General features: G+C 68.7%; 22 protein-coding genes. 11 read left to right on the forward strand and 11 right to left on the reverse strand.

Features of this window, described 5'->3' with window-relative positions:
* Positions 1 to 209 precede the first annotated feature (209 nt).
* A complete protein-coding gene (locus LGM71_RS16960) occupies positions 210 to 2,180 on the forward strand; it encodes an APC family permease (RefSeq protein ID WP_226115463.1) in 1,971 nt (656 codons plus the stop codon).
* Positions 2,181 to 2,222: 42 nt separating this feature from the next.
* Here LGM71_RS16960 and LGM71_RS16965 read toward each other — a convergent pair whose 3' ends face one another.
* Positions 2,223 to 2,468: a hypothetical protein gene (locus LGM71_RS16965; RefSeq protein WP_226115464.1), complete on the reverse strand. Its 246-nt coding sequence runs from the start codon at positions 2,466 to 2,468 to the stop codon at positions 2,223 to 2,225.
* Positions 2,469 to 2,634: 166 nt separating this feature from the next.
* Here LGM71_RS16965 and LGM71_RS16970 point away from each other — a divergent pair, with 166 nt between their 5' ends.
* Together LGM71_RS16970 and LGM71_RS16975 are read left to right on the forward strand one after the other, a co-directional pair.
* Entirely contained in the window at positions 2,635 to 4,521 is a 1,887-nt protein-coding gene (locus LGM71_RS16970; protein ID WP_226115554.1) for a DUF3857 domain-containing transglutaminase family protein, read from the forward strand.
* A 56-nt stretch (positions 4,522 to 4,577) separates the two neighbouring features.
* Positions 4,578 to 4,745 carry a hypothetical protein gene (locus LGM71_RS16975; protein ID WP_185633696.1) on the forward strand — a complete coding sequence of 56 codons (168 nt, stop codon included), beginning with the start codon at positions 4,578 to 4,580 and terminating at the stop codon, positions 4,743 to 4,745.
* Positions 4,746 to 4,838: 93 nt separating this feature from the next.
* Here the strand turns inward: LGM71_RS16975 and LGM71_RS16980 are convergent, their stop codons facing one another.
* On the reverse strand, positions 4,839 to 5,888 hold the full coding sequence (locus LGM71_RS16980) for an AraC family transcriptional regulator (protein ID WP_226115465.1): 1,050 nt from the start codon (positions 5,886 to 5,888) through the stop codon (positions 4,839 to 4,841).
* Between the two features lie 70 nt (positions 5,889 to 5,958).
* On the opposite strand from LGM71_RS16980, the gene LGM71_RS16985 reads away from it, so the two are divergent.
* Positions 5,959 to 7,170, forward strand: a complete 1,212-nt coding sequence (locus LGM71_RS16985) for an MFS transporter (protein WP_226115466.1) — start codon at positions 5,959 to 5,961, stop codon at positions 7,168 to 7,170.
* Positions 7,171 to 7,309: 139 nt separating this feature from the next.
* Here LGM71_RS16985 and LGM71_RS16990 read toward each other — a convergent pair whose 3' ends face one another.
* Positions 7,310 to 7,777, reverse strand: a complete 468-nt coding sequence (locus LGM71_RS16990; RefSeq protein ID WP_124620754.1) for a MarR family winged helix-turn-helix transcriptional regulator — start codon at positions 7,775 to 7,777, stop codon at positions 7,310 to 7,312.
* Between the two features lie 82 nt (positions 7,778 to 7,859).
* On the opposite strand from LGM71_RS16990, the gene LGM71_RS16995 reads away from it, so the two are divergent.
* Positions 7,860 to 8,228 carry a hypothetical protein gene (locus LGM71_RS16995; RefSeq protein WP_226115467.1) on the forward strand — a complete coding sequence of 123 codons (369 nt, stop codon included), beginning with the start codon at positions 7,860 to 7,862 and terminating at the stop codon, positions 8,226 to 8,228.
* A 94-nt stretch (positions 8,229 to 8,322) separates the two neighbouring features.
* Positions 8,323 to 8,940 carry a glutathione S-transferase family protein gene (locus LGM71_RS17000; RefSeq protein ID WP_059601195.1) on the forward strand — a complete coding sequence of 206 codons (618 nt, stop codon included), beginning with the start codon at positions 8,323 to 8,325 and terminating at the stop codon, positions 8,938 to 8,940.
* A 72-nt stretch (positions 8,941 to 9,012) separates the two neighbouring features.
* Here the strand turns inward: LGM71_RS17000 and LGM71_RS17005 are convergent, their stop codons facing one another.
* The 5 genes from LGM71_RS17005 to LGM71_RS17025 all read right to left on the reverse strand — a co-directional run bounded on the left by LGM71_RS17005 (position 9,013) and on the right by LGM71_RS17025 (position 14,176).
* Positions 9,013 to 9,735, reverse strand: a complete 723-nt coding sequence (locus LGM71_RS17005) for an HAD family hydrolase (RefSeq protein WP_226115468.1) — start codon at positions 9,733 to 9,735, stop codon at positions 9,013 to 9,015.
* 28 nt (positions 9,736 to 9,763) lie between these two features.
* Complete coding sequence (locus LGM71_RS17010; RefSeq protein WP_226115469.1) at positions 9,764 to 10,735, reverse strand: ornithine cyclodeaminase family protein; 972 nt, start codon at positions 10,733 to 10,735, stop codon at positions 9,764 to 9,766.
* A 150-nt stretch (positions 10,736 to 10,885) separates the two neighbouring features.
* Entirely contained in the window at positions 10,886 to 12,016 is a 1,131-nt protein-coding gene (locus LGM71_RS17015; protein ID WP_124620760.1) for a DSD1 family PLP-dependent enzyme, read from the reverse strand.
* Between the two features lie 113 nt (positions 12,017 to 12,129).
* Positions 12,130 to 13,056, reverse strand: coding sequence for a LysR family transcriptional regulator (locus LGM71_RS17020; RefSeq protein WP_226115470.1), 927 nt, complete (start codon positions 13,054 to 13,056; stop codon positions 12,130 to 12,132).
* A 205-nt stretch (positions 13,057 to 13,261) separates the two neighbouring features.
* A complete protein-coding gene (locus LGM71_RS17025; RefSeq protein ID WP_226115471.1) occupies positions 13,262 to 14,176 on the reverse strand; it encodes an NAD(P)/FAD-dependent oxidoreductase in 915 nt (304 codons plus the stop codon).
* A 143-nt stretch (positions 14,177 to 14,319) separates the two neighbouring features.
* Between LGM71_RS17025 and LGM71_RS17030 the strand changes: the two genes are divergently transcribed.
* From LGM71_RS17030 to LGM71_RS17045, 4 genes are all read left to right on the forward strand, one after another.
* Complete coding sequence (locus LGM71_RS17030) at positions 14,320 to 14,760, forward strand: RrF2 family transcriptional regulator (RefSeq protein WP_059601208.1); 441 nt, start codon at positions 14,320 to 14,322, stop codon at positions 14,758 to 14,760.
* A 259-nt stretch (positions 14,761 to 15,019) separates the two neighbouring features.
* A complete protein-coding gene (locus LGM71_RS17035; RefSeq protein WP_226115472.1) occupies positions 15,020 to 15,610 on the forward strand; it encodes a DUF2760 domain-containing protein in 591 nt (196 codons plus the stop codon).
* Positions 15,607 to 17,448 (forward strand): Hsp70 family protein, encoded by a 1,842-nt coding sequence (locus tag LGM71_RS17040; RefSeq protein ID WP_226115473.1) that lies wholly within the window; start codon positions 15,607 to 15,609, stop codon positions 17,446 to 17,448. Before LGM71_RS17035 ends, LGM71_RS17040 begins: the two co-directional genes overlap by 4 nt.
* Positions 17,449 to 17,453: 5 nt before the next feature.
* Positions 17,454 to 20,234 carry an Hsp70 family protein gene (locus tag LGM71_RS17045; protein WP_226115474.1) on the forward strand — a complete coding sequence of 927 codons (2,781 nt, stop codon included), beginning with the start codon at positions 17,454 to 17,456 and terminating at the stop codon, positions 20,232 to 20,234.
* Between the two features lie 153 nt (positions 20,235 to 20,387).
* Here LGM71_RS17045 and ctlX read toward each other — a convergent pair whose 3' ends face one another.
* Positions 20,388 to 21,389 carry a citrulline utilization hydrolase CtlX gene (gene ctlX / locus LGM71_RS17050; protein WP_226115475.1) on the reverse strand — a complete coding sequence of 334 codons (1,002 nt, stop codon included), beginning with the start codon at positions 21,387 to 21,389 and terminating at the stop codon, positions 20,388 to 20,390.
* A gap of 59 nt (positions 21,390 to 21,448) precedes the next feature.
* Positions 21,449 to 22,528: an ornithine cyclodeaminase gene (locus tag LGM71_RS17055; RefSeq protein ID WP_124901451.1), complete on the reverse strand. Its 1,080-nt coding sequence runs from the start codon at positions 22,526 to 22,528 to the stop codon at positions 21,449 to 21,451.
* A gap of 295 nt (positions 22,529 to 22,823) precedes the next feature.
* Here LGM71_RS17055 and LGM71_RS17060 point away from each other — a divergent pair, with 295 nt between their 5' ends.
* Positions 22,824 to 23,255 carry an Lrp/AsnC family transcriptional regulator gene (locus tag LGM71_RS17060; protein WP_006753967.1) on the forward strand — a complete coding sequence of 144 codons (432 nt, stop codon included), beginning with the start codon at positions 22,824 to 22,826 and terminating at the stop codon, positions 23,253 to 23,255.
* A gap of 62 nt (positions 23,256 to 23,317) precedes the next feature.
* Here LGM71_RS17060 and LGM71_RS17065 read toward each other — a convergent pair whose 3' ends face one another.
* On the reverse strand, positions 23,318 to 24,241 hold the full coding sequence (locus tag LGM71_RS17065; protein WP_175814659.1) for a LysR family transcriptional regulator: 924 nt from the start codon (positions 24,239 to 24,241) through the stop codon (positions 23,318 to 23,320).
* Positions 24,242 to 24,358: the final 117 nt, after the last annotated feature.

Below are 24,358 nucleotides of genomic sequence, written 5' to 3' on the forward strand. Positions count from 1 at the left end.
TGACGATGCGGTGAGCGTTCGCGCGACCAGGCCGTCGGCCGGTGCGGTTACGCGGCCGAGGGGCGGCGCGACATGCCGGTCGCTTACGCGTTGAAAGCGGCGCCGCGCCGTCGGTCGCGTCTCATGGAATGTGCGGACTGGTGCGGCGGCCGGGCGTCGGCTAGCGTTAGAGGATGACGCCGCCGCGCCCGGCGTTCCGGGAGGAGACCATGACCGCATTCCAGAAGATGTGGCAGCTGCTCGTCGGAAAGCCGCTGGACCCGCTCGATCCGCGCACGCGCCACGCGATCGCCGTGACGCCGTTGCTGGCCTGGGTCGGGCTCGGCGCCGACGGGTTGTCGTCGTCGTGCTACGGCCCGGAGGAGGCGTTCCTCGCGCTCGCGCACCACACGCCGCTCGCGCTGTTTCTCGCGTGTGCCACCGCGGCGACCGTGTTCATCATCGCGCTCGGCTACAACCAGGTGATCGAGCTGTTCCCGACCGGCGGCGGCGGCTACCGCGTCTCGACCGCGCTGCTCGGGGCGAAGCCGGGGCTCGTGTCGGGCGCGGCGCTGCTGGTCGACTACGTGCTGACCGTCGCGACCTCGCTTGCGAGCGGCGTCGACGCGTTCTTCAGCCTGCTGCCGGTGAGCGCGCAGGCGTTCAAGCTCACGACCGAGATCGTGCTGATCCTGCTGATGACGGGGCTCAACTTCCGCGGGATGCGCGAATCGATCATGGTGCTGCTGCCGATCTTCATCGGCTTCGTCGTTCTGCACTTCGGGCTGATCGTGTATGGCGTCGCCGTGCACGGCAGCAACCTCGCGACGATCGTGCCCGATGCCGTGCACGAGGCGCACGGGATGTCGCAGTCGCTCGGGGTGTTCGTGATGCTCGCGTTGCTGATGCGCGCGTTCTCGCTCGGCGGCGGCACCTATACGGGCCTCGAGGCCGTGTCGAACAACGTGAACATGCTCGCCGATCCGCGCGTGCCCAACGGCAAGGTGACGATGTGGTACATGTCGACGTCGCTCGCGTTCACGGCAGGCGGCATCATCCTGCTGTACATGCTGTGGCACGCGCGGCCGGTCGAAGGCCAGACGCTCAACGCGGTCGTGTTCGGCAGCGTGATCGACCATCTCGGGCTCGGCTCGGCATTCGCGCGCCACGCGCTGCTCGCGGCCGTGCTCGCGTTCGAGGCCGGGCTGCTGATGGTCGGCGCGCAGACGGGCTTTCTCGACGGCCCGGCCGTGCTGTCGAACATGGCGTCCGATTCGTGGGTGCCGCGCCATTTCCGCGACCTGTCGACGCGCCTCGTGCGGCAGAACGGCATCATCGTCGTCGGCCTGTCGAGCCTGCTGATCCTGCTGTGGACGCACGGCAGCGTCGACGTGCTCGTCGTGCTGTACAGCATCAACGTGTTCCTCACGTTCAGCATGTCGCTGCTCGGGCTATGCACGTACTGGTGGCGCCATCGCAGCGAGCGCGGCTGGTTCAAGCATTTCTTCCTGTCCGCGCTCGGGCTGACCGTGACGGCGACCGTGCTCGTCATCACGCTGGTCGAGAAGTTCACGGCCGGCGGCTGGCTCACGGTGCTCGTGACGAGCGCGGTGATCGCGCTGTGCTTCATGATCAACCGCCACTACGCGTACACGCGCGCGCAGCTCGCGAAGGAGGACGCGCTGTTCTCGGGGGCGCCGCCGGAAGTCGACGAAGCGACCGCGCCCGGCAAGCCCGATCCATCGCAACCGACGGCCGTGCTGCTGGTCGGCAAGCATCGCGGCGCGAGCATGCATGCGCTGCTGTGGGTCAACCGGCTGTTTCCCGGGCACTTCCGCAACGTGATCTTCCTCGCGGTCGGCGAGGTCGATGCGAAGGCGTACGACGGGCACGAACATCTCGAGCGGCTGCGGCACTCGATCACCGAAGCGCTCGAATACTACGTCGCGCACTGTCGCCGCCACGGCATCGCCGCCGACTACCGGATCGCGTTCGGTACGAATCCCGTCGTGGAATTCATGAACCTCGCATCGTCGACGATCGACGACTATCCGAACGCCGTGTGCTTCGCGAGCAAGCTGATCTTCAGGCGCGTGAATTTCCTGACCGCGTGGCTGCACAACCAGACACCGGTCGAGTTGCAGGCGCGCCTGCATGTCGAGGGCAAGCAGATGGTGCTGCTGCCGATGAACGTCGGGTAGCGGTGGCGCGGCAAGCGCGTGAGCGACTGCCGGTGGCAGCCGTCAGGGTTGATGATGCCGATGCGGGCGGTTGGGCCGCCGCAGCGGCGGATGACGGAATTTGGCCCTCAGCCGGTCGCGCCCCGGACGCTTGACGAAGAACAGCACGGCGAGCGCGACGAACGCCAGCAGCACGACGATTTCCACGATCCCGTTTTCCATGGTGCCTCCTCGTCGCGAGCGGACGATCCATCGCCGTCGTTCGGCGATCGAGCCGATGCCGGCGGCCGCACGCGATGACGCTTCCATGTCTCATTGTAGGTCGGCGCGCAACGGCTTGACGCGTGCGGATGCGGCGCCCACACTGGCCGACACGAGGGGTGCGCGGTCAGCCCTGTCCGCTGCGTGACCGCGCTTTCCTTGAACCGCGACGAGGTGCGATGTGGTGCGCTTTTCTGTCGGCCTGGCCGGCTGGATGCTGGCATGCGCCGCCGCGTTCGGCGCATCGAATGCCGTCGGTGCGACGCCGGGCGCGGGCCCGGCCGTGGACGCAGCGAACGACGTGGCCGACGAAGCGCCCGTCACGCTCGTCAGCGATGTCCACGAATTCGTGATCCAGCACGACGGGTCGCTCGACGAGCACGACGATTCGACCTTGCGCGCGAACAACGCGAACGGCATCGATGCGGTCGCGCAGCGCTACGTGTGGTTCGACAAGAACCTGGAGAAGGTCGACCTGCTCGCGGCCGAGACGATCGATCGCGACGGCGTCGCGCATCCGGTCGGCCCCGACGGCATCCGCGACGTCCAGGAGCCGCGCTCGGCCGGCGCGCCGACGTTCCAGGACGGGTTGCTGCGCACGGTCGTGTTTCCGGGTGTCGAGGCCGGATCGGGCACGCGCATCGCGTTCCGCAAGTCGCGCACGAGGCCGGTCAACGCGGGTTATTTCGGCTACTACGTCGAGCCGTCGCGTGAGCCGGTGGAGAACCAGCGGCTGATCTTCGACGTGCCGGCCGACATGACGCTGCACGCGGACGCGCGCGGCTACGTCGCGCTGCCGCCCGTGACCGCGAACGGCCGCACGCGCTACGAATTCGACTACCGGCACGGCCCTTACGAGCGCATCGAGAGCGGCGCGGTCGGCTACCCGACCTACGGCGACCGGCTCATGGTGTCCACACTGCCCGACCACGCGGCGTTCGCCGCGCGCTACCGCAACGCGGCCGTCGACCCGAGCGCGAACGATCCGGCCGTCGTGCAACTCGCACGCGCGCTCACCGCCGACGCCGCGGATCCGCACGACAAGGCGCGCGTCCTGTACGACTGGGTGCAGGCGAACGTGCGCTACGTCGCGCTCTTTCTCGGCGAGACGGCCGCCGCGCCGCATCGCGTGACCGACATCCTGCGCAACCGCTACGGCGACTGCAAGGACCACGTCGCGCTGTTCGGCGCGTTGCTCGCGGCGGTCGGCATCCACAGCGAACCGGTGCTGATCAATCTCGGCTCCGTGTACACGCTGCCGTCGGTGCCCGGTTACGGCGGCGGCGCGATCAATCACGCGATCACGTGGCTGCCCGATCTCGGCCTCTACGCCGACACGACGACGGCCGGCATCGCGTTCGGCTACCTGCCGCCAATCGTGATGGATCGGCCGGCGCTGCTCGTCGACACCGGCGTGCTGTCGCGCACGCCCGCCGTGCAGCCGAAGCGCCGCACCGCGCGCGTGGCGATCGATGCCGCGCAACCGGGCGCCGCGCGGTTTCACGCGCTCGTCGAGGACGACGGCTGGACCGCCGAGCTCGAACGCACGCTGTTTCGCCGCGCAGCGCCCGACCGCATCCGGCAGCTCGCGAACGAACGCCTGCGGCAAAGCGGGCTGCGCGGTAGCGCACGGATCACGACGAGCGATCGCCGTGCGACGGGCGGCCCGTTCGATGTGACGTATGACGGCACGCTCGATCACTTCGTGTGGCCGGACGGCACGACCGCCGTGCCCGTGCTGTCGAGCCTCACGGGCGGCATCGCGACGCAGGTCGAGGGCTGGCTGGCCGAACCCGTACGCACGCAGCCGTGGACGTGCATCGGCGGCCGTTTCGAGGAGACCGGCCAGATCGCGCTGCCGGCCGACGTTGCGGTGAGCGACCTGCCGACCGATGCGGCCGTGCACGACCGCTTCGTCGACTTCGCGTCGCATTACGTGTTCGATGCGGCCACGCGCATCGTGCAGGTCACGCGGCGGATGACGGCCGAATTCGGCCGCCAGGTCTGCACGCCCGACGAATTCACGGCGCTGCGCGCGTCGCTCGAACGCATCGAACGCGACACGCAGGCGCAGATCGTTGTGCGGGCGAAAGGGCATTGAGCGGGCAGCGGCAATGAGCGCGTCGCCGTCATCGGCCGGCGCGCAGGAGCGACATCATGACGGAACGGGAACACGAGATCGCCGACCTGGCGAAGGAATTGCTGGGCCGGATCGTGCAGGGCGCGATGACGAACGGCGAGCCGGTCGATGCGCAACAGTGCGCGGCATTGGCCGTGGAGTGCGCGACGGCGCTGGTGGACAAGCTCGACGCGCACAGCGGTTGAACGCAATCGTCACGGGCGACGGCGCATCGAGCGATGCCGGCGTGACTCGGCAGGCGTTCGCTTGGCCCCGCGCTGCACGCGAAGCGTTACACGTCACACGTCGGCGTGCGTGTCGCCGTCCGCACGCACGGCCCCCGGCGGCCTGCCGACCACGCGCTTGAACGCACGGCTGAACGCGGCCAGCGAACCATAGCCGAGCCGGTACGCGACGGCTTCGATCGTCTCGCCCTCGCGCGCGATCCACTGCGCGGCGAGCCGCATCCGCAGCTCGGTCAGGTAGCGCACGGGCGTCATCCCGGTCGCCGCGAGAAAGCGCTCGGCGAACACCGAGCGCGACACGCCCGCTTCGGCGGCCAGCTCCGCGACGCTCCAGTTGCGGCCCGGGTCGCGATGCAGCGCGACGATCGCGCGGCCCAGCTTCGGCTCGCGCAGCGCCTGCACCCAGCCCGCCGCGTCGCCGCATCCGCACTCGACCCAGCCGCGCACGATGAACGCCGCGACCACGTCCGCGAGCCGCGCGAGGATGCCGGCGAAGCCCGCGCGCTCGGAGCACGATTCACGTTCCATCGCGTCGAGCATCGGGCGGATTTCCGGGTAGCGCGCGAGCAGCGTGCCGACGTGCATGAACTCGGGCATCGCGCCGACCAGCGGCTGCATGCCGCCGAGGTCGAGCTCCATGCATGCGCTGAAGATCAGCGCGTCGCCGGCGCCCGGCTCCGTCGTTGCGCAGGCCGCGGGCGACGTGCCGGCCGATGCCACCGATGCGACCGTATCGCAGATCTTCGCGGCTTCGAAGCCGTGGATCTCGAGGCACGGCGCGTCTGGATCGGACACCAGCGCATGCATGCGCCCGTGCGGCAGCAGGATTGCATCGCCGGCCTCGAGCCGCATCGTTGCGCCGGCTTCGTCGCGCAGCAGCACGGGCCCGCGCCCGACGAAATGGAACTGCGCGCGGCCCGGCGCCTGGCCGAAGCTCAGCCCGAACGGCCGTGCGACCTGGATGCGGCGGTACTGGACGCCGCTCAGGCGCATCCCCAGCAGCAGCTCGCTGACGAGGTCGTGCACGTCGGGGACGGGAGGAAGCAGGGGCTCGGACATCGCGAAATTCGGACGATCGATCAATAAGAACGGATTGTATGTCATAGACCGTCCTGTCGTCGTTCCTTACGATACGCCGTCATCAGTATTTTCCCTACACGACTCGGAACGACGCATGAATCCCGGAATCTCCTCTGCCGCCACCACGGCGGCCCCCCGCGAGCCGGCCTGGGGCGCTGTCTTCGCGATGACGCTTGGCGTGTTCGGTCTCGTTACCGCCGAATTCCTGCCCGCGAGCCTGCTCACGCCGATGGCCGACAGCCTCGGCGTGACCGAAGGCGTGGCCGGCCAGGCCGTCACGGCCACCGCGACGGTCGCGCTCGTCACGAGCCTGCTGATCTCGGCGCTGACGCGCACGATCGACCGCCGGCGCGTGCTGCTCGCATTCTCGGTGCTGCTCGTCGCGTCCAATCTCGCGGTCGCGTTCGCGCCCGACCTGACGACGCTGCTGATCGGCCGCGTCGTGCTCGGCGTCGCGCTCGGCGGCTTCTGGACGATGGCGACCGCCACCGCGATGCGGCTCGTGCCGACGGCGATGGTGCCGCGCGCGCTGTCGATCATCTTCAGCGGCGTGGCGGTCGCGACGATCGCCTCCGCGCCGATGGGCAGTTATTTCGGGCACCTGATCGGCTGGCGCAACGTGTTCCTGATCGCGGCCGGGCTCGGCGGTCTCGCGTTCGCGTCGCAGGTGATGACGCTGCCGTCCATGCCGCCGAGCGGCACGACGCGGCTGCGCACGCTCGTCGACGTGCTGCGCCGGCCGACCGTCGGCCTCGGGATGTTCGCGACGATCCTCGTGTTCACCGGTCATTTCGCGTTCTTCACGTATCTGCGGCCGTTCCTCGAACAGGTCGCCGGCGTTGGCGTGAACGGGCTGTCGGCGATCCTGCTCGGCTACGGCATTGCCAATTTCGTCGGCACGTCGCTCGCGGGCCGCGTGCTCGAACACCGGCTGCGGCCGATGCTGATCGGGATGCCCGCGCTGATGGTCGTGCTCGGCGTCGCGCTCGTCGCGCTCGGCCGCGCACCGATGATCGACGCGGTGCTCGTCGCGTTGTGGGGGATGGCGTTCGGCGGCGTGCCGGTCGCATGGTCGACGTGGGTCACGCGCACCGTGCCCGATGAGGCCGAAAGCGCGGGCGGGCTGATCGTCGCGGCGATCCAGCTCGCGATCGCGACGGGCGCGGCGGCGGGCGGCGTCGTGTTCGACGCGAACGGCGCGGGCGGCGTGTTCCTGGGCGCGGCCGCGGTGCTGGCCGTGGCGGTCGCGACGATCGTGACCGGCGTGCCGAAGCGGGTGGGCGTGGCGCCGGCGCTCGCCGAGTGAGATGCATGCGGGCGATCGACGCGAGCGCGGATCGGCCTGCTGTTCGGACCGGGGAGAAACCGGCGTATCTGGATGAACTGACGCGCGCGGGCACGCTGCACGTTGCGGCGCGCCCGCTGTCACCGCATGGCGCGCCGCGTCAGCCGCGCGTAGCCGGATCCTCCGACAGCGCGCGCAACTGCCCGCGCAACACATCGACTTCGCCCGCTGCGAACGGCCGTTCGATCTCGGCGTGCGTTTGCTGCCATAGCGGGAATGCTTCGGCCAGCAACTGATGGCCGGCCGGCGTGAGTTCGAGCAGGCGGCTGCGCTTGTCGTCCGGATCCTGCGTGATCGTGAGCAGCCCGCGCCGCTCGAGCGGCTTGAGCGCGGCGGTGAGCGTGGTGCGGTCCATCGCGAGCAATGACGCGACCGATTTCATCGCGGCCGGCTGTGGCCGGTTCAGCGACATCAACAGCGAAAACTGGCCGTTGGTGAGATCCAGCGGACGCAGCACATCGTCGAAGATGCGCGCGAGATTACGCGCCGCGCGCTGCATGTGCAGGCACAGGCAGCAATCGCGCACCATCAGCGTCGTTTCGAAAGGGAGCTGTTCTTTGCGTGCCATGTTGCAATTGTGTTGATATCAACCTATTGTGTCAAGGGCGGGGAGCGGCAGCCCGTCGTTCCCGCCATCGGACGGAGGAAGCATGAGTGCGCAACAACAGTTGTATCTCGCGGTATTCCTCGGCAGCAAGGGTAGCCCGGGCATGAAGGCGTGGATGGCGCTGCCCGAGGACGAGCGGCGTGCGCGGGAGCGCGAGGGGATCGCCGCGTGGCACGCGTGGGTCGACCGGCATCGCGATGCGATCGTCGAGCTCGGCGGGCCGCTCGGCAAGACCAAGACCATCGGCGCGGGCGGCGTGACGGACACCACCAATGCGATGAGCGGCTTCACCGTCGTGCGCGCCGCATCGCACGACGCGGCCGCCGCGCTGTTCGAAGGCCATCCGCATTTCACGCTGTTCCCTGGCGACGCGATAGACGTGATGCCGGTGCTCGCGGTGCCGGGCATGTGAGCGGCGACAGGCGCTGCGTGCGCGGTCGTCGCGGCCGATGGGCCGTCGCCTGCGCGCGGCGATTTTCCCCGACATTATCGATGGAGACATTGCGATGAAGCTTTACGGATTCGCCGGCACGCGCTCGCAACGCGCGCTCTGGGGGCTCAAGGAACTGGATGCGGATTTCGAGTTCGTGTCGGTCAACCTGCTCGAGGGCGAGCACAAGCGGCCCGAATTCCTGCGCCTCAATCCCGCCGGCAAGGTGCCCGTGCTCGTGGACGGCGACCTGGTGATTCCCGAGTCGGCCGCGATCGTGCTGTATCTCGCGGACAAGTACCCGGAGAAGGCGCTGTTGCCCGTCGATCTGGCGCTGCGCGCGCAGGCCTATCGGTGGGTGATGTTCGCGGTGACGGAGCTTGAACAGCCGCTGTGGCGGATTACGCGCCATTCGTTCCTCTACCCGCCCGAAAAGCGCTCGCCGGCCGATATCGAGCTGGCTCGTGAGGATTTCGCGACGATGGCCGCGATCCTCGACAAGCATCTCGAAGGACGCGAATTCATCGTCGGCGACGCGTTGACGGTGGCCGATTGCGTGACGGTCTACCTGATCGACTGGGCGAGCGAATGCCACCTGATCGAACCGTTCCCGCAATTGCGCGCGTATCTCGAGCGACTTTATGCGCGACCGAAGGCGCCGCAACGGATCGCGGACGCGCGCAAGGCGGCGTGAAAGGGTGGTCGGTCGTGCCGATGTGGGTGATCGACCTCGACCGCGCGAACTCGCAGCCTTGCGGGCTCGCGGTTACGACGCGTCGACGGGGCCGCCGAGCGCACGGCACAGCGCCGACAAGTCGCGAACGGTCAGATGTGGGGACGGGGCACGCCGCGCGGCGTGCTCCGCTTCCGCCCCCGGGTGGCGCACGACCCATGCTGCCTGCAGCCCCGCATTCAACGCGCCGACGATATCGAGGTGAAAGTCGTCGCCGACGTGGAGCAGTTCCGCCGCAGGCACGCCGAGTTTCGCGGCGGCCGCATGGAAGATTTCCGGCTCGGGTTTCGCGAACCCGCACGCACGCGCGCTGAGCGTTTCGCGGAAGAACTCGCCGCCGCCGGTCAGCCGAAGGTCCGCATTGCCGTTCGTCACCGCGATCAGCGGAAATCGCGCGCTCAACCACTCGAGCGCCGGCAACGCATCGTCGAAGAACTCGACCTGGTTTCGCATGGAATAGAACACGTCGTACGCGCGGTCGGTCAGCGTGACGTCTTCGTTCGCGCGTTCGAGCGCAAGCCGGATCGATCCGATGCGCAACGCACGAAAGTCGCTGACGAGGTCCGGCCGCGAGCGTTCGTATTCGTTGCGCAGCTGGCCCAGTGCCTGCGACGTGGGCACGACGCTCGCGGTACCGGGCGCGTGCGCGATCAGCCACGCATGCAGCGACGCCTCGGCCCGTTCGACGGACGGTCCGAACGGCCAAAGCGTGTCGTCGAGATCGAACGAGAGGGCGGAAACTCTGGATAGGCGCATGGCGATGGAAGATAGCACGCAGTGCCGTTCACCACGGCCACGGGATCGAACGTCCCGCGTCGTTTTCGACGGCCTGCCGGTACAGGAAACGTGCAACGGTCAGGTCCTGCAGCGCGAGTCCCGTCATGTCGAACACGGTGATCTCGTCCGGCGATCGATCAACGGGCACGGTGCCGGCCAGCACGTCGCCGATTTCAGCACGCGGCAGATCGGGCGCCCATTGGCATTCGCCGATGCTGCGCGCCTGCTCGTGATCGTCCACGAAAATGCGCGCGCGCGCCAATACGCCTTCGGGAAGCTCGCGCTTGCCCGCGGTGTCCGCGCCGACGCAGGTCAGGTGGGTGCCGGGCTGAACCGCGTCCGCGTCGAACAGCGGGCCGCCGCCCGGCGTTGCCGTGATGACCACATCGCTGTCGGCCACGGCATCGTTCCGGTCCCGTGCGACACGGATGTCGCAACGTCCGCGGAATGCCGATTCGAACACCGCGTCCGGTTCGCCGCTGACGTTCACATACTGCACCGAGCACCGTTGCGGCAGCAGACTGAGCGCGTAGTCGAGCTGGACGCGCGCCTGCACGCCGGTGCCGAACACGCAGATGCGGGTACTGTCGCGGCGTGCCAGCGCCTGCAGGCCGAGGCCGCCGGCCGCACCGGTCCGGGCGGTGGTGATCGCATTGCCGTCCATGATGCAGAGCGGACGGCCGGTGGCCGGATCGAACAGCGCGATCGTCGCCTGATGCGGCTCGCCGCCCCGGGTTCGATTACCGGGCCAGAAACCGGCTGCCTTGAAGCCGAGCAGATCCTGGCCCGCGACGTCGCCGGACTTGATGCCGAACACGCCGCCGGTGTGCAATCTTTCGCGCACGACCGGGAACACGCGCCCCGCACGTCGACTGTGCAGCACGAAGGCTTCGCGCACCGCCGCCATCACCGGTTCGGCTTGAAGGGCCGGTTCGACGACATCCCGGTCGAGAAGAAGGAGGTGGGCGTCAGTCGGCATGGTGGGAGAGCCTGTCGGATGCGATGCGATTCGCGATCTTTAAAGTTTGTATAGTTTTGGAAAAATAGTCAATTCCGATCGGGCGAGGGTGCGGTGGCCGGTTTCGTCGTTCGACATGCGCCGCTGCACCGGTCGTCGCCTTCAGGTGTCCTACCATCCGTAGAAGCGCGGCCAGGTCTGCACGGTGCCGTCGCTGCCCAGCGCGTGGTATTCCGGGTGCTGCGCACCGGTCGCGCATGCATGGTTCGGGAGGATCCGCAAACGGGTGCCGATCGGAAACCGCTTTGCGATCGCGGTGTCGGCCATTCCCGCGCGGGACACGATGCCGTGCTCCTGGTTGGCCGCGCTCATCACGTACTCGCCGAGCACTTCACCGTCTTCGGTACACACCTGCCCGTAGCCGAAATCCCGCGCCTGCCGCTGCGTGCCGCGATCGCGACTCATCGCCATCCAGCCCGCGTCGACGATGGCCCAGCCTTTTTCTTCCTGGTGTCCGATGACGGTGGTCAGCACCGACAGCGCGATGTCGGACAGCGCGCACACACCGACGTTGTGCATCACGAGGTCGAACAGCACGTATACGCCCGCGCGGACTTCCGTCACGCCGTCGAGGTGCTCCGCGGACAACGCGGTCGGCGTCGAACCGATGCTCACGATCGGGCAGGGCAACCCCGCGGCCCTGAGGCGTTCCGCGGCGCGCACGGTCCGGCTGCGCTCCTGTTCGGCGATCGCGACCAGCGCGTCGCGGGTGTCGTAGTCGTAGCTGGAGCCGGCATGCGCGAGCACGCCGCCAAGCGTCATCCCGCCGTCGACCAGCGCGCGGCCGACGTCGATCAGCAGGTCGTCGTCGGGCACGATCCCCGAGCGGTGACCGTCGACGTCGACTTCGATCCAGACTTCGAAGCGCTCGCCGTGCTCGCGCCCGAATTCGGCGATGGCGTGCGCGGTCTGCAGGCTGTCGGCGACGATCTTCAGGTCGCAGCCCTGCCGGCGCAGCGCGAGCGCCTGGCCGAGCCTGGCGGGAATCATCCCGACCGCATAGACGATGTCGCGTACGCCGCCCGCGAAGAATTGTTCGGCCTCCTTAAGCGTCGACACCGTGATGCCCTGCGCACCGGCCGCGATCTGCGCGTCGACGACATGCTGGCATTTGGTGGTCTTCACGTGCGGCCGGAACCTGACGCCGAGCGCGTCCAGATGCGCCTGCATGCGCGCGATGTTATGACGCATGCGACCGACGTCGATCAAGGCGGCGGGGGTATTCGGAAGCGGGATGCCCATGGTGCGTTGCCTCGGTGGTTTGCCGACAGCGAACACTGTAGGGTGTTTGGCCAGCAGCGTGTTTAACGTGTGCCAAATCGATCATTAAGCGCGATTTAATTGCGGGAAGCCGCTCATGCCTTGCCGCGCCACGGCGGCGGATCGAAAAATCGCGTCGCGGCTTCGAGGAAGACCCGTTGTCGCGCGGAGCGGCCGGTGCGCGACGGCAGCAGCGCGGTCACTGGCGCGGGCGGCAGATGCCAGTCGGGCAGCAGCCTGACCAGCTTGCCGCTGGCCAGCAGCGGCGCGACGTCCCACTCGGAGCGTTCGACGATGCCGAGCCCGGCCAGTGCCCAGTCGGTGATGACGGTGCCGTCGTTCGACGAAAGCGCGCCCGTGACGCGAATCACCGCCGATCGCCTGGATTCGCCCTTGCCATCGCCGGCTTGCGAGAAGCGCCAGCGCGGAACGTCCTCGTCGTTTTCGCGCAGGCACAGGCAGTCGTAGCGGGCGAGATCGGACGGATGGTCCAGTTCGTCGATGCGCCGCGCGTAACCGGGGCTCGCGCACAGGAAGCGCTCGTTGGGCGCGAGCGGATAGCCGATCCACGACGACGACTTCAGGCTGCCGACATGGACGACCACGTCGGCCCCCGACGCGCTGGTCAGCGGACTCTCCGACAGGTGCAGCGAGATTTCGAGCTTCGGATGCGCGCGTTGTACGTCACGCACGATCCGCGCGACGTACTTGCGCCCGAAGCCGAACGGCGCGACGACGCGCAGCGTGCCCTGCACGTCGCCGTGATCGCCGGAGATGTTGGCCGGCAGTGCCTCGACGCGCTCGAGAATCCCGACGGCTTCCTGGTACAGCCGCTGACCCTCGTCGGTCAATGCGATCCCTTTCGGCCGCCGCACGGCGAGCCGGACGTTGAGTCGCGCCTCCATCCGCTGCAGGCGGATCGTGACCGCGGGCGGGGTGAGGTCGAGCAGGCGCGCGGCGGATGCCAACGAGTGCGACGCGCCGATCGCGCGCACGAGTCGAAGATCGTCGAGGTCGAGCATTTCGTATCTTTTAATGCTGATGTTGCCGAGCATTAAACACCACATCGCATGATGAATCCATCGACGCATGTTCGGATATCGACAAGCGTTTGTGAGGATCGACGTGCGGGAATGCCTGCCCGGCGAACGGGGTTGGCGTTGACCGGGCCATCGCGCAGGGAAAGCGGGATGACGCTGCGTCACCCCGCACGCCGCTTCGTTCACTTCACGCGTCGAGCCCGAAAATCAACGACCGATGCGCGCCCACGCCGGCCGCGACGCCGGATGCCGACGCGAACGTCGCATTCGTCATCAGGCTCGACGCATCGCCGGCCGCGAACACACCGGGAACGCTCGTCTGCTTCCACGTATCGACGCGAATCGCCGTGCCCAGCGGCCCGTCGTCGAACGCACAGCCGAGCTGTCGGGCGAGATCGCTCGCCATCTCCGTGCGCGCGCCGATGAACAACGCATCGATCGGCACGACTTTCCCGTCGGCGAGCCGCAGTGCGTCGATCCGCGGCGCTTCGCCGAGGATCTCGACGACCGGCGACCGTTCGATACGCACGCTTCGCGCGGCGAGCAATGCGGCTTCCTCCTCGTTCGCTTCGACTACGCGTTGCGTGAACCACGTCGTCGGTCCCCAGTCAGGAATCAGGATCGCCTGATGCACGGAAAGCGGATGCGTCGCCAGCACGCCGAGTTGCCGGCCCGACACCTCGTAGCCATGGCAATACGGACAATGCAGCACGGTGACGCCCCAGCGTTCCGCGAGCCCCGGCAGCGCGGGCAGTTCGTCGCGGATGCCGGTCGCGAGGATCAGCCGCTCGGCGCTTGCACGGCTGCCGTCCGCCAGTGTCACGTGAAAGCGGCCGTTCGCATCGTGCTCGGCGGTGCGCGCCTCGCCGGCGATCCGCTGCACGGTCGGATAGGTCGCGAGTTGCGCGGCGGCTTCCTCGACGATCTGCGCAGGCGGCTTGCCGTCCTGCCCGAAAAATCCGTGCGCATGTTCGGCAAAACGATTACGCGGCCGCCCGGCATCGATCACGAGCACGCGGCGCCGTGCGCGTGCGAGCTGCATCGCGGCCGACAGCCCGGCAAAGCTGCCGCCGATCACGATCACTTCATGATGGCTCTGCATGTGTTCACTCCTTTCCTGAATCCGTATCGAGCGAAGAACGTGCTCCGATGGCGGCCAACTCATGAAACACGAGAAGTTGCATGATAGGCCGATGGTATCATTCATGCAACTTCATAAGTTTCGAGAGTGGGAGCCAACCGTCCGTGAGAACCGATAGCCGTTTGTCGCGCATGCTGCATGCGCTGATCCACATGGACCAGGCCGACGGCCCGCTGACGTCGGAGGCGATCGCGGCGATGCTGTGCACGAATCCGGTCGTCGTGCGGCGATTGCTCGGCGGGCTGCGCGACTGCGGCTACGTGCAGTCGGAGAAAGGGCACGGCGGCGGGTGGGCGCTCAGCGTCGCGCTCGACGACATCACGCTGCTCGACGTCTATCGCGCGGTGGGCGAGCCGCCGGTATTTTCCGATCTGGTGGCCGAGGATGCACCCGAATGCCTGGTCGAACAGGCGGTCAACGCGCATCTGTCGGCCACGCTGAAGGAGGCCGAAGCGGTGCTGCTTGCGCGCTTCGGGGAGGTCACGCTCGGCATGCTGTCGCGCGATTTCGAGGCGAAGGCGGCGCGCCGCCGCAAGCCGCGCTGACGCGCCGCAACATCGCGACCGTCACCCTATAGCCGGCAGTCCGACGCAATCCGGCGCGGCGCGAAACCCGCGCGCCGCCATGTTCTGTCCCCCAACTTCTGCCCGGTTTGCCCGCCACAGGGCAAAATACGGGTTTTCCGCACCCGAGAGGGCGCGCCCGAATCATGCGCCGGGCGGCGGCAGTGCGCAATCGCACGCCGCCACCGGGCGCCCAGGCAAGATGCTCGCCGTGTCGCGAGCCCACAGGAGTCCAGACCCCATGCCCGAATCCAACCTGTCCTTCTTCGGCCGGCTGTCGCTGGCCGTCGGCACGTTCTTCTCCGTGCTCGGCAACCGCGAGTTCGCGGCCGGCGTGCTGCGCGTACGCGACGGCGCCCCGGCACCGGTCGCCCCGACGCCGGTTGCGCCGGCCCCCGCCGCGGCTCCGGCGCCCGCGCCCGTGAAGGCCCCGGCCCCCGAGCTGCGCGAAGCGAGCCCGCAAGCCGCGCTGCAACTGCTCGGCCTGTTGCAGCGCGATGCGCGCTTCATCGACTTCGTCGAGGAAGACATCGCCGGCTATGCGGATGCCGACATCGGCGCTGCCGCACGCCTCGTGCACGACGGCTGCCGCGCTGCGCTGCGCGAGCACTTCACGATCGTGCCGGTGCGCGATGAAGCCGAAGGCAGCCGCGTGACGCTGCCGGCCGGCTTCGACGCGACGGCCGTGCGCGTGACGGGCAACGTGGTCGGTTCCGCGCCGTTCACGGGTACGGTCAGCCATCGCGGCTGGCGCGTGGCCGACGTGCGCCTGCCGAAGCTGACGGGCAGTCACGACGCATCGGTGGTTGCACCGGCGGAGGTGGAACTGTGAGCGATCCGCGCTATTCGATCGGTATCGACCTCGGTACGACCCATTGCGCGCTGTCGTACGTCGACAGCGCCGCGAGCGACGGCGAAAACATCACGCAGCAGGTGCTGCCGATCGCGCAGCTGACCGCGCCCGGCGCGCTGGAGTCGCGCGACCTGCTGCCGTCGTTCCTCTATCTTCCGCATGAAAGCGAGCTGACGCAGGGCGACCTGACGCTGCCGTGGACGGCCTCGCGCGGCTTCGCGGTCGGCGAAATGGCGCGCACTCGCGGCGCGGGCACGCCAATCCGCCTCGTCTCGAGCGCGAAGAGCTGGCTGTGCCACCCGGGCGTCGACCGCCGCGCGGCGATTCTGCCGAGCGATGCGCCGCCCGAGGTGTCGCGCGTGTCGCCGCTGGAAAGCTCGATCCGTTATCTGACGCACCTGCGCGAAGCGTGGGATCACGCGCATCCCGACGCGCCGTTCGCCGACCAGGACGTGACGGTCACGATCCCCGCGTCGTTCGACCCGGCCGCTCGCGAACTGACGGCGGAAGCCGCGCGTGCCGCCGGTTATTCGCGGATGACGCTGCTCGAGGAGCCGCAGGCGGCGCTCTACAGCTGGATCCAGAAGAGCGAAGGCGGCTGGCGCAAGCAGGTGCAGGTCGGCGACCTGATCCTGTGCGTGGACGTCGGCGGCGGCACGACCGACCTGTCGCTGATCGCGGTGGTCGAGCGCGAAGGCAACCTGGAACTGCATCGCGTGGCGGTCGGCGAGCACATCCTGCTCGGCGGCGACAACATGGACCTCGCGCTCGCGCACGTGGTCGCGCGCAAGCTCGCGCAGCAGGGCACGCAGGCCGATCCGTGGCAACTGCGTGCGCTGACCTACGCATGCCGCTCCGCGAAGGAAACGCTGCTGTCCGACCCGACGACCGATGCGGTGCCGCTCGTCGTGCCGAGTCGCGGCTCGAAGCTGATCGGCGGTTCGATCCGCACGGAGCTCACGCGCGCCGAACTCACGCAGACGATCCTCGAAGGCTTCTTCCCGCAGGTCGATGCAGCCGCGCGACCGGTGAGCCGCGCGCGCGTCGGCCTGACGCAACTCGGCCTGCCGTATGCGCAGGACGCGGGCATCACGCGCCATCTCGCGGCGTTCCTCGGCCGCCAGGTCGCGGCGCTCGACACGCTCGAAGGCGTGCAGCGCACGCTGCCGCAAGGCGCGACGTTCCTGCATCCGACGGCCGTGCTGTTCAACGGCGGCGTGTTCAAGTCGACGCTGCTCACGCAACGCGTGCTCGATACGCTCAACAGCTGGCTCGCCGCCGAAGGCGCGCCGCCCGCACGCCTGCTCGAAGGCGCCGATCTCGACCTCGCGGTCGCGCGCGGCGCGGCTTACTACGGTTACGTGAAGCGCGGCCGTGGCGTGCGCATTCGCGGCGGCACGGCGCGTGCGTACTACGTCGCGATCGAATCGGCGATGCCCGCGGTGCCGGGGCTGGAGCCGCCGGTGCAGGCGCTGTGCGTCGCGCCGTTCGGGATGGAGGAAGGCTCCGACGCGGCGCTGCCGCCGCAGGAGTTCGGGCTCGTCGTCGGCGAGCCGGTGCAGTTCCGCTTCTTCGGTTCGTCGGTGCGCCGCCAGGACCAGGTCGGCACGCTGCTCGACTACTGGTCGCCGGAAGAACTTCAGGAACTCGAGGAAATCCAGGCGACGCTGCCCGCCGAAGGGCGCACGGTCGGCGAGATCGTGCCCGTGAAGCTGCATGCGCGCGTGACCGAAGCCGGCACGCTCGAACTCGAGGCGATCCCGAGCGGCACGGACGAGCGCTGGAAGGTCGAGTTCGACGTGCGCGGCGCCGCCTGAGCACGATGAAGCGCTATACGGTCGGCATCGACCTCGGCACGAGCAACACGGTCGTCGCATACGTCGAGGCCGGCTCCGACGCGATCCGCGTGTTCGACGTCGAGCAACTGGTCGGCCCCGGCGCGGTGGCCGCGCAGCCGCTGCTGCCGTCGGTGCGCTATCACCCGGCGGCCGGTGAGCTCGCGGCGGACGCGTTGAGGTTGCCGTGGCAGGCGGCCGGCGCGCGCAACGCGGCCGCCCGTTCGGGTGGCGGCCGTGACGGCGCCGCTGGTGACGCGCTGCCGCCCGTGATCGGCCGCTATGCGCGCACGCTCGGCGCGCAGGTGCCGGGCCGGCTCGTGACGAGCGCGAAGAGCTGGCTGTCGCACGCATCGGTCGACCGGCTCGCCGCGATCCTGCCGTGGGGCGCGGCCGACGGCGTCGACAAGGTGTCGCCGGTCGACGCGAGCGCGAGCTATCTCGCGCATGTGCGCGACGCGTGGGATGCCCGTTTTCCCGATGCGCCGCTCGCGAAGCAGGACGTGATCCTGACGGTGCCCGCGTCGTTCGACGATGGCGCGCGCGCGTTGACGGTCGAGGCCGCGCGGCGCGCGAAGCTGCCCGCGCTGCGGCTGCTGGAAGAGCCGCAGGCCGCGTTCTACGACTGGTTGTATGGCCAGCGCGAAACGCTGCGCGACACGTTCGCCGTCGCGCGGCGCGTGCTGATCTGCGACGTCGGCGGCGGCACGACCGATCTCACGCTCGTCGATGTCGCACCGGGCGACGGCGGCGAGCCGACCTTTACGCGCGTCGGCGTCGGCAATCACCTGATGCTCGGCGGCGACAACATGGACCTCGCGCTTGCGCGCCTGGTCGAAACGCGGCTGACCGAGCCCGGCACGCGGCTGTCGGCCGCGAGCCTGTCGCAGGTCGTCGAGCGCTGCCGTGCCGCGAAGGAGCGGCTGCTCGGCGACGATGCACCGGCGTCCGTCACCGTCACGCTGCTCGGCGCGGGCAGCAAGCTCGTCGGCGGCGCGCGTTCGGCCGAACTGACACGGCAGGAAGTCGAACAGATCGTCGTCGACGGTTTCTTTCCGCAGGTCGAGGCCGGCGAACTGCCGCGCCGCGCGCGGGCGGCGATCGTCGAATTCGGGTTGCCGTATGCGAGCGACCCGGCCGTCACGCGGCACGTCGCCGCGTTCCTGAACCGTCACGCGGAAGGCCCGCTGCCCGACACGCTGCTGCTCAACGGCGGCGTGTTCCGTGCGGGCGCGCTCGCCGGCCGTCTCGCGCAGACGCTCGGCGCGTGGCGCGGCGCGCCGCTCGACGTGCTGCACAACGCGCATCCGGACGTAGCCGTCGCGCGCGGCGCGGTGGCGTATGGCCTCGCGCGCGCCGGGCATGCGCCGCGCATCGGCGGCGGTTCCGCGCGCAGCTATTTCCTCGTGCTGGACGACGGTGCCGGCGACGCAGCCGCGCGCGGCGTCTGCCTGCTGCCGCGCGGAGCGGAAGAGGGCCGCGAGATCCGGCTGGAGGATCGTACCTTCGCGCTGCAGCTCGGGCAGCCGGTGCGTTTCCACCTCGTGTCGACGGTGGCCGACACCGCGTACCGTCCCGGCGATCTCGTCGCACTCGACGGCGGCGATTTCGTGCGGCTGCCGCCGATCGCGACGGTCGTCGAGCGGCAGTCGGGCAGCGATGCGCGCGAAACGCCAGTGAAGCTCACCGCGTCACTGACCGAGGTCGGCACGCTCGAAATGCATTGCATCGCGACCGACGACGCGGCACGCCGCTGGCGGCTCGAATTCCAGTTGCGCGGCGACGCGCCGGCGCACGGCGGCGACGATGCGCCCGCGCGGCACCCGCGTCTCGACCACGCGATCGAACTGATCGAGCGCTCGTTCGGCAGCAAGGCCGCGGACGTCACGCCGAAGGACACGCGCCGGTTGCGCGCGCAATTGGAACAGGTGCTCGGCCCGCGCGAAGAGTGGGACGTCGCGCTCGCGCGCGAACTGTTCGACGCGCTGCTTGCGCGGGCGCGGCGGCGCCGTCGCTCGGCCGATCACGAACGCGCGTGGCTGAACCTCGCCGGTTATTGCCTGCGCCCGGGCTTCGGCCATCCGCTCGACGCATGGCGCATCGAGCAGCTTTGGCCGCTGTTCGACGACGGCATTCAATACGTGAACGACGGGCAGGTGTGGTCCGAGTGGTGGACGCTGTGGCGGCGCGTGGCCGGCGGCCTCGACGACGATGCGCAGACGCAGGTGCGCGACGCGATCGCGTTCCTCGAACCGTCCGACGACAAGCGGCGCAAGCTGCCGTTCGATCCGGGCAAGGTCGGCCCGGCCGACATGACGCGGCTGTCCGCGTCGCTCGAACGATTGCCCGTCGAGCGCAAGGTCGAGCTGGCCGAGCGCCTGATCGCGCAATTGCAGAAGCCGGCCGAGCGCGCGCTGTGTGCGTGGGCGCTCGGGCGCATCGGTGCGCGCCGGCCGTTCTACGGCAGCGCGCATAGCGTCGTGCCTGCGGAAGTCGTCAATGGCTGGCTCGACGCGCTGTTCGCGCTCGACTGGAAGCAGGTCGAGCCGGCCGCGTTCGCGGCCGCGCAGATTGCCCGGATGACGGGCGACCGTTCACGCGACCTGCCGGACGATACGCGCGACGCGGTGATCAAGCGTCTGTCGGCCGCGAATGCGTCGGCCGCATGGATCGACATGGTGCGCGAAGCGATCGCGTTCGACGAAGCCGACACGGCGCGCGTGTTCGGCGAAACGCTGCCGGCCGGGTTGAAGCTGCTGGCCGGGTGAGTGGCGCGATGTGCTCCGGTATCGTTCGGATACCGGAGCATTTAGCGGCGTTGCCGATGCGGGCTGACGCGCGCCGATTCAATGCCCTTCGAACAAAAAAACGGCTGCCGTTGCATCGCATCGGCAGCCGTTTGCGCTTTGTGAGCCTGTCGGTCAGATTGGCGGCGTCGTCTCGCGTGGCAATGCGGCCGACTCCGCGGCGATCGCATCCGGCACGGCCGCCCGCCGCGCGAGATGAATCCCCGCGAGCATGCAGCGCACCGATCCGCCGGCCAGTTCGATCGTCGGCACGTCGAGCGGCAGCAGCCGCGCGGAGCGCTCGATCACCGCACGCTGGTCAGGTGTGAGGCAATCGAACGCACGTCGCGACAGCGCAAGCACGCGCCCGTTGCTTCCCGACAATTCCAGCGTATTGCCTGCGAAATTCGCGATCTGCGACTGATCGAGGGCGATCACCGCACGTCCCGTTTCGGTCAGGCGTTGCGCGATCTCGACGCGGCGCCGGCCGTCGGCGATCAGGTCGAGGCCGACCATCGCGAACTCCGTCGCGACGCTCATCATCACGTTCGTATGATAGATCGGGCGCCCGTCGGCGTCGGCCGTATCGAAGCAGATCGGCTCGAAATTGAAATGCGTGCAGAAGCGTTCGAGCGCGACCGGATCGGCACGGCGCGACCGCGCGGTATAGGCGATCCGCGCGACGTGGTCGAGCACCATCGCGCCGGTGCCTTCCAGGAACACGTCGTCGTATTCGAGACCCGAATAGTCGATCACATCCTGCACGCGATACTCGGCCTTCAGCATCTCGACGATGTCCGCACGCCGCTCGCGGCGGCGGTTCGGGCTGTGCATCGGATACAGCGCGACGTGGCCGCCCGGATGCGTCGAGAACCAGTTGTTCGGGAACACGGAATCGGGCGTGTCGCACTCGCCGTGGTCGTCGAACACATGCACGCGCACGCCCGCATCGGCGAGCGTCTGCGCGGCGGCCGTGACTTCGTCGCGTGCGGCGGCGGACACCGACGACGTGTCGGTCGAGCCGCCCCCGGCCGTGCGCTGGAATGCGTTGTCGGCCGCGGTCTGCGGGTTCGGCAGGAAACGGTGCGGCCGGATCATCACGACGGCGGCCGGCGCCTGGATCGATACGAGATTCATGTAAGGCAGGAGCGAAAGGCAGGGAACCGGGCAGCGCACGGGCCGCCCGGCGATGACGGTCAGCGCGCGAATGCGGCGACGGCTTCGGTGACGAACGCCGCGTGACCCTGCGCGATCGCGGCCGGGTCGTCGATCAGCGCGAACAGGTTCTTCGGGTCGACGGCCGGCGGAATCAGCGCGATCTCGACCCCAGCGTTGTGCTGCTGCGCGAGCGCGTACAGGTAGCGCAGCGCCGAGTAGTCCTCCAGCGCGAAGCCGACCGAGTCGAACACGGTGACTTCGTCCGCGCGTTCGCGGCCGGTCGTTTCGCGTTGCAGCACGCGCCACAGTTCGGTGACAGGGAAGTCGGCCGGCATCTGCTGGATCTCGCCTTCGATGCGCGACTGCGGCTCGAATTCGACGAACACGCGGCCCGCCTGCAGCACGCCCGCTTCAAGCTCGGTCTTGCCGGGGCAATCGCCGCCGACCGCGTTCAGGTGCATGCCGGGCTCGATCATGTCGGCCGTGACGATCGTCGCGTACGCCTTGTCTGCGGTGACGGTCGTCACGATGTCGGCGCCGCGCACGGCGTCGGCGGTCGATGCGGCGCGCACGACGCGCAATTCAGGGTATGCGGCGAGGTTCTGCACGAGCTTGTCGGTCGCGAGCGGATCGACGTCGAACACGCGGATTTCGTCGATGCCGAGCAGCGTGTGGAACGCGATCGCCTGGAATTCGCTCTGCGCGCCGTTGCCGATCAGTGCCATCGTGCGCGAGTCGGGCCGTGCGAGACCCTGCGCGGCGAGCACCGACGTGGCGGCCGTGCGCAGCGCGGTCGTCAGCGTGAGTTCGGCGAGCAGCAGCGGGTAGCCGGTATCGACTTCGGCGAGCGCGCCGAATGCCATCACCGTGTGCATCCCGCGCGTCGCGTTGACGGGGTGGCCGTTCACATATTTGAACGCGAATAGCGACGCGTTCGCGACGGGCATCAGTTCGATCACGCCGTCGCGCGAGTGGCATGCGACGCGCGGCGACTTGTCGAAATCGGCCCACTGCAGGTAATCGGCGCGCAGCGTGTCGACGAGTTCGCGCAGGAACGTCGTGACGCCGGTCTTGGCGATCAGGCGGGCGGTGGCGGGAACGTCGAGGAAGCGAGTCATCGGTCTGTCTCCATTGTCTTTGCCGGTACGGGTGTCCTGGCATTCCGGTCGACCGGGCGATGCTTCGGTGCGGGCGCGGGTTTGCTGAAAAGCGGCGGCACGGCGTATTCGGCCGGTCGATGGAGTCATTATTTCCGGGAGTCGAGCCAACAAAAAGACGGCAAAAGTGGCAGATTTATCGATAGACTTGTCAAAATGCCGGCCATATCCGGCAGTTTGCCCGGTTCGCGCTGGTCGGAATGCGCAGCCTCCGGCACGCTGGCGGCCGGTTCACGCTCAACAGGAAGACCCCTTCATGATCACGCTCGACGACGTCGACCGGCAGCTGATCGCGCTGCTGCGCGACAACGCGCGACTGCCCGTCGTCGCCCTGGCGAAGGAATTGCGGGTCGCGCGCGCGACCGTGCAGAACCGGCTGACGCGGCTGGAGAAAAACGGCGTGATCGTCGGTTATACGGTACGGCTCAAGCCGGCGGCCGAACGGCACCGGATCCGCGCGCTGATGTCGATCGCGGTGCAGGGCAACCGCGGCGCCGAGGTGGTGAAGGTGCTGCGCGGGCATCCGAATGTCGCGTCGATCCACAGCACCAACGGTCGCTGGGATCTCGTCGCCGAGCTGCATGCCGATTCGCTCGAGCATTTCGATCGCGTGCTCGGCGCGATCCGGCTGATCGACGGCATCGCGAGTACCGAGACGAGCATTCTGCTGTCGACGCACAAGGCATGACGCGGGCCGTGCGGTCGGCATGAATCGACCGCGCGTGACAGGCCGGCGCCCGTCGATTCCCGTCAGCCGAACGTGTCGACGCGCGCCCGCCAGTCGCTTCGCGAAAACGACTCCGTCAGAAACTCGACGAACGCGCGCACCTTCGGTGGCGTGAGGCGCGCGTGCGCGTAGTACACGCAGATCGTGCCGGCCGTCGCCGGATAGCGCGTGAGCACGCGCACGAGCCGGCCGTCGTCGAGATACGGCAGCACATGATGCGCGCCGAGCCGCGCGAGCCCCATGCCTGCCACGGCCGCATCGCAGATGGCATCCAGATCGGTCAGCACGACGCGTCCGTCGATCGGGACCGTCACCGTTTCGCCATTCAACGTGAACGCCCAGTCGCGCACGCGGCCCGTCGTCGCGGAGCGCAACCGGATGCAGTCGTGGCGCGACAGCTCGGCGAGCGTCGCCGGTTCCCCGTGCGTCGCGAGATACGCGGGGGATGCGACCGTCAGCAACCGGATCGGCACCAGTTCGCGTGCGACGACGTTTGCGTCGTCCTCGACGCCCGAGCCGATCGCGGCGTCGAAGCCTTCCTTCACCAGATCGACGTGGCGGTTCTCGAGGCTCCAGTCGAGCCGGAGGTCCGGAAAGCGTTCGAGAAACGCCGGCATCAGCGGCAACACGTACTGGCGCCCGAACCCCGGCGCGATGCTGATGCGCAGCGTGCCGGCGGGGCGCGCGTCGCGCTCGGTCAGGGTCGCCATCGCCTGGCTCAGCGCGTTGGCCGCCGCCGACGTTTCGGCGTACAGCCGTTCGCCGGCCTCCGTCAGCGTGAGGCTGCGCGTCGTGCGGCGGAACAGCCGCGTGCCGAGGCTGCGCTCCAGTTTCGCGACATGCTTGCTGACGGCGGCAGGCGTGACGCCCAGCCGGCTGGCCGCCGCGGAGAAACTGCCGGCTTCCACGGTCCGGAGAAAGCTTTCCAGCACACGCAGATCGTTCATGACGATTCGATCGAAATCGTTGAAATTAATTCGACACATTATGGACTATTCGGCATGAATGAGCGCGACTAGGATGAGGTCCGTCGTGTCGTGTTCCGCGGACAGCCGGCGCATCAT

Source organism: Burkholderia sp. AU33545 (assembly GCF_020419685.1).
Taxonomy (GTDB): domain Bacteria; phylum Pseudomonadota; class Gammaproteobacteria; order Burkholderiales; family Burkholderiaceae; genus Burkholderia; species Burkholderia diffusa.

Coding starts and splice junctions, on each gene's coding strand:
- LGM71_RS16960 (WP_226115463.1), top strand. CDS start 210: ATGACCGCATTCCAGAAGATGTGGCAGCTGCTCGTCGGAAAGCCGCTG.
- LGM71_RS16965 (WP_226115464.1), bottom strand. CDS start 2,468: ATGGAAGCGTCATCGCGTGCGGCCGCCGGCATCGGCTCGATCGCCGAA.
- LGM71_RS16970 (WP_226115554.1), top strand. CDS start 2,635: ATGCTGGCATGCGCCGCCGCGTTCGGCGCATCGAATGCCGTCGGTGCG.
- LGM71_RS16975 (WP_185633696.1), top strand. CDS start 4,578: ATGACGGAACGGGAACACGAGATCGCCGACCTGGCGAAGGAATTGCTG.
- LGM71_RS16980 (WP_226115465.1), bottom strand. CDS start 5,888: ATGACATACAATCCGTTCTTATTGATCGATCGTCCGAATTTCGCGATG.
- LGM71_RS16985 (WP_226115466.1), top strand. CDS start 5,959: ATGAATCCCGGAATCTCCTCTGCCGCCACCACGGCGGCCCCCCGCGAG.
- LGM71_RS16990 (WP_124620754.1), bottom strand. CDS start 7,777: ATGGCACGCAAAGAACAGCTCCCTTTCGAAACGACGCTGATGGTGCGC.
- LGM71_RS16995 (WP_226115467.1), top strand. CDS start 7,860: ATGAGTGCGCAACAACAGTTGTATCTCGCGGTATTCCTCGGCAGCAAG.
- LGM71_RS17000 (WP_059601195.1), top strand. CDS start 8,323: ATGAAGCTTTACGGATTCGCCGGCACGCGCTCGCAACGCGCGCTCTGG.
- LGM71_RS17005 (WP_226115468.1), bottom strand. CDS start 9,735: ATGCGCCTATCCAGAGTTTCCGCCCTCTCGTTCGATCTCGACGACACG.
- LGM71_RS17010 (WP_226115469.1), bottom strand. CDS start 10,735: ATGCCGACTGACGCCCACCTCCTTCTTCTCGACCGGGATGTCGTCGAA.
- LGM71_RS17015 (WP_124620760.1), bottom strand. CDS start 12,016: ATGGGCATCCCGCTTCCGAATACCCCCGCCGCCTTGATCGACGTCGGT.
- LGM71_RS17020 (WP_226115470.1), bottom strand. CDS start 13,056: ATGCTCGACCTCGACGATCTTCGACTCGTGCGCGCGATCGGCGCGTCG.
- LGM71_RS17025 (WP_226115471.1), bottom strand. CDS start 14,176: ATGCAGAGCCATCATGAAGTGATCGTGATCGGCGGCAGCTTTGCCGGG.
- LGM71_RS17035 (WP_226115472.1), top strand. CDS start 15,020: ATGCCCGAATCCAACCTGTCCTTCTTCGGCCGGCTGTCGCTGGCCGTC.
- LGM71_RS17045 (WP_226115474.1), top strand. CDS start 17,454: ATGAAGCGCTATACGGTCGGCATCGACCTCGGCACGAGCAACACGGTC.
- ctlX (WP_226115475.1), bottom strand. CDS start 21,389: ATGAATCTCGTATCGATCCAGGCGCCGGCCGCCGTCGTGATGATCCGG.
- LGM71_RS17055 (WP_124901451.1), bottom strand. CDS start 22,528: ATGACTCGCTTCCTCGACGTTCCCGCCACCGCCCGCCTGATCGCCAAG.
- LGM71_RS17060 (WP_006753967.1), top strand. CDS start 22,824: ATGATCACGCTCGACGACGTCGACCGGCAGCTGATCGCGCTGCTGCGC.
- LGM71_RS17065 (WP_175814659.1), bottom strand. CDS start 24,241: ATGAACGATCTGCGTGTGCTGGAAAGCTTTCTCCGGACCGTGGAAGCC.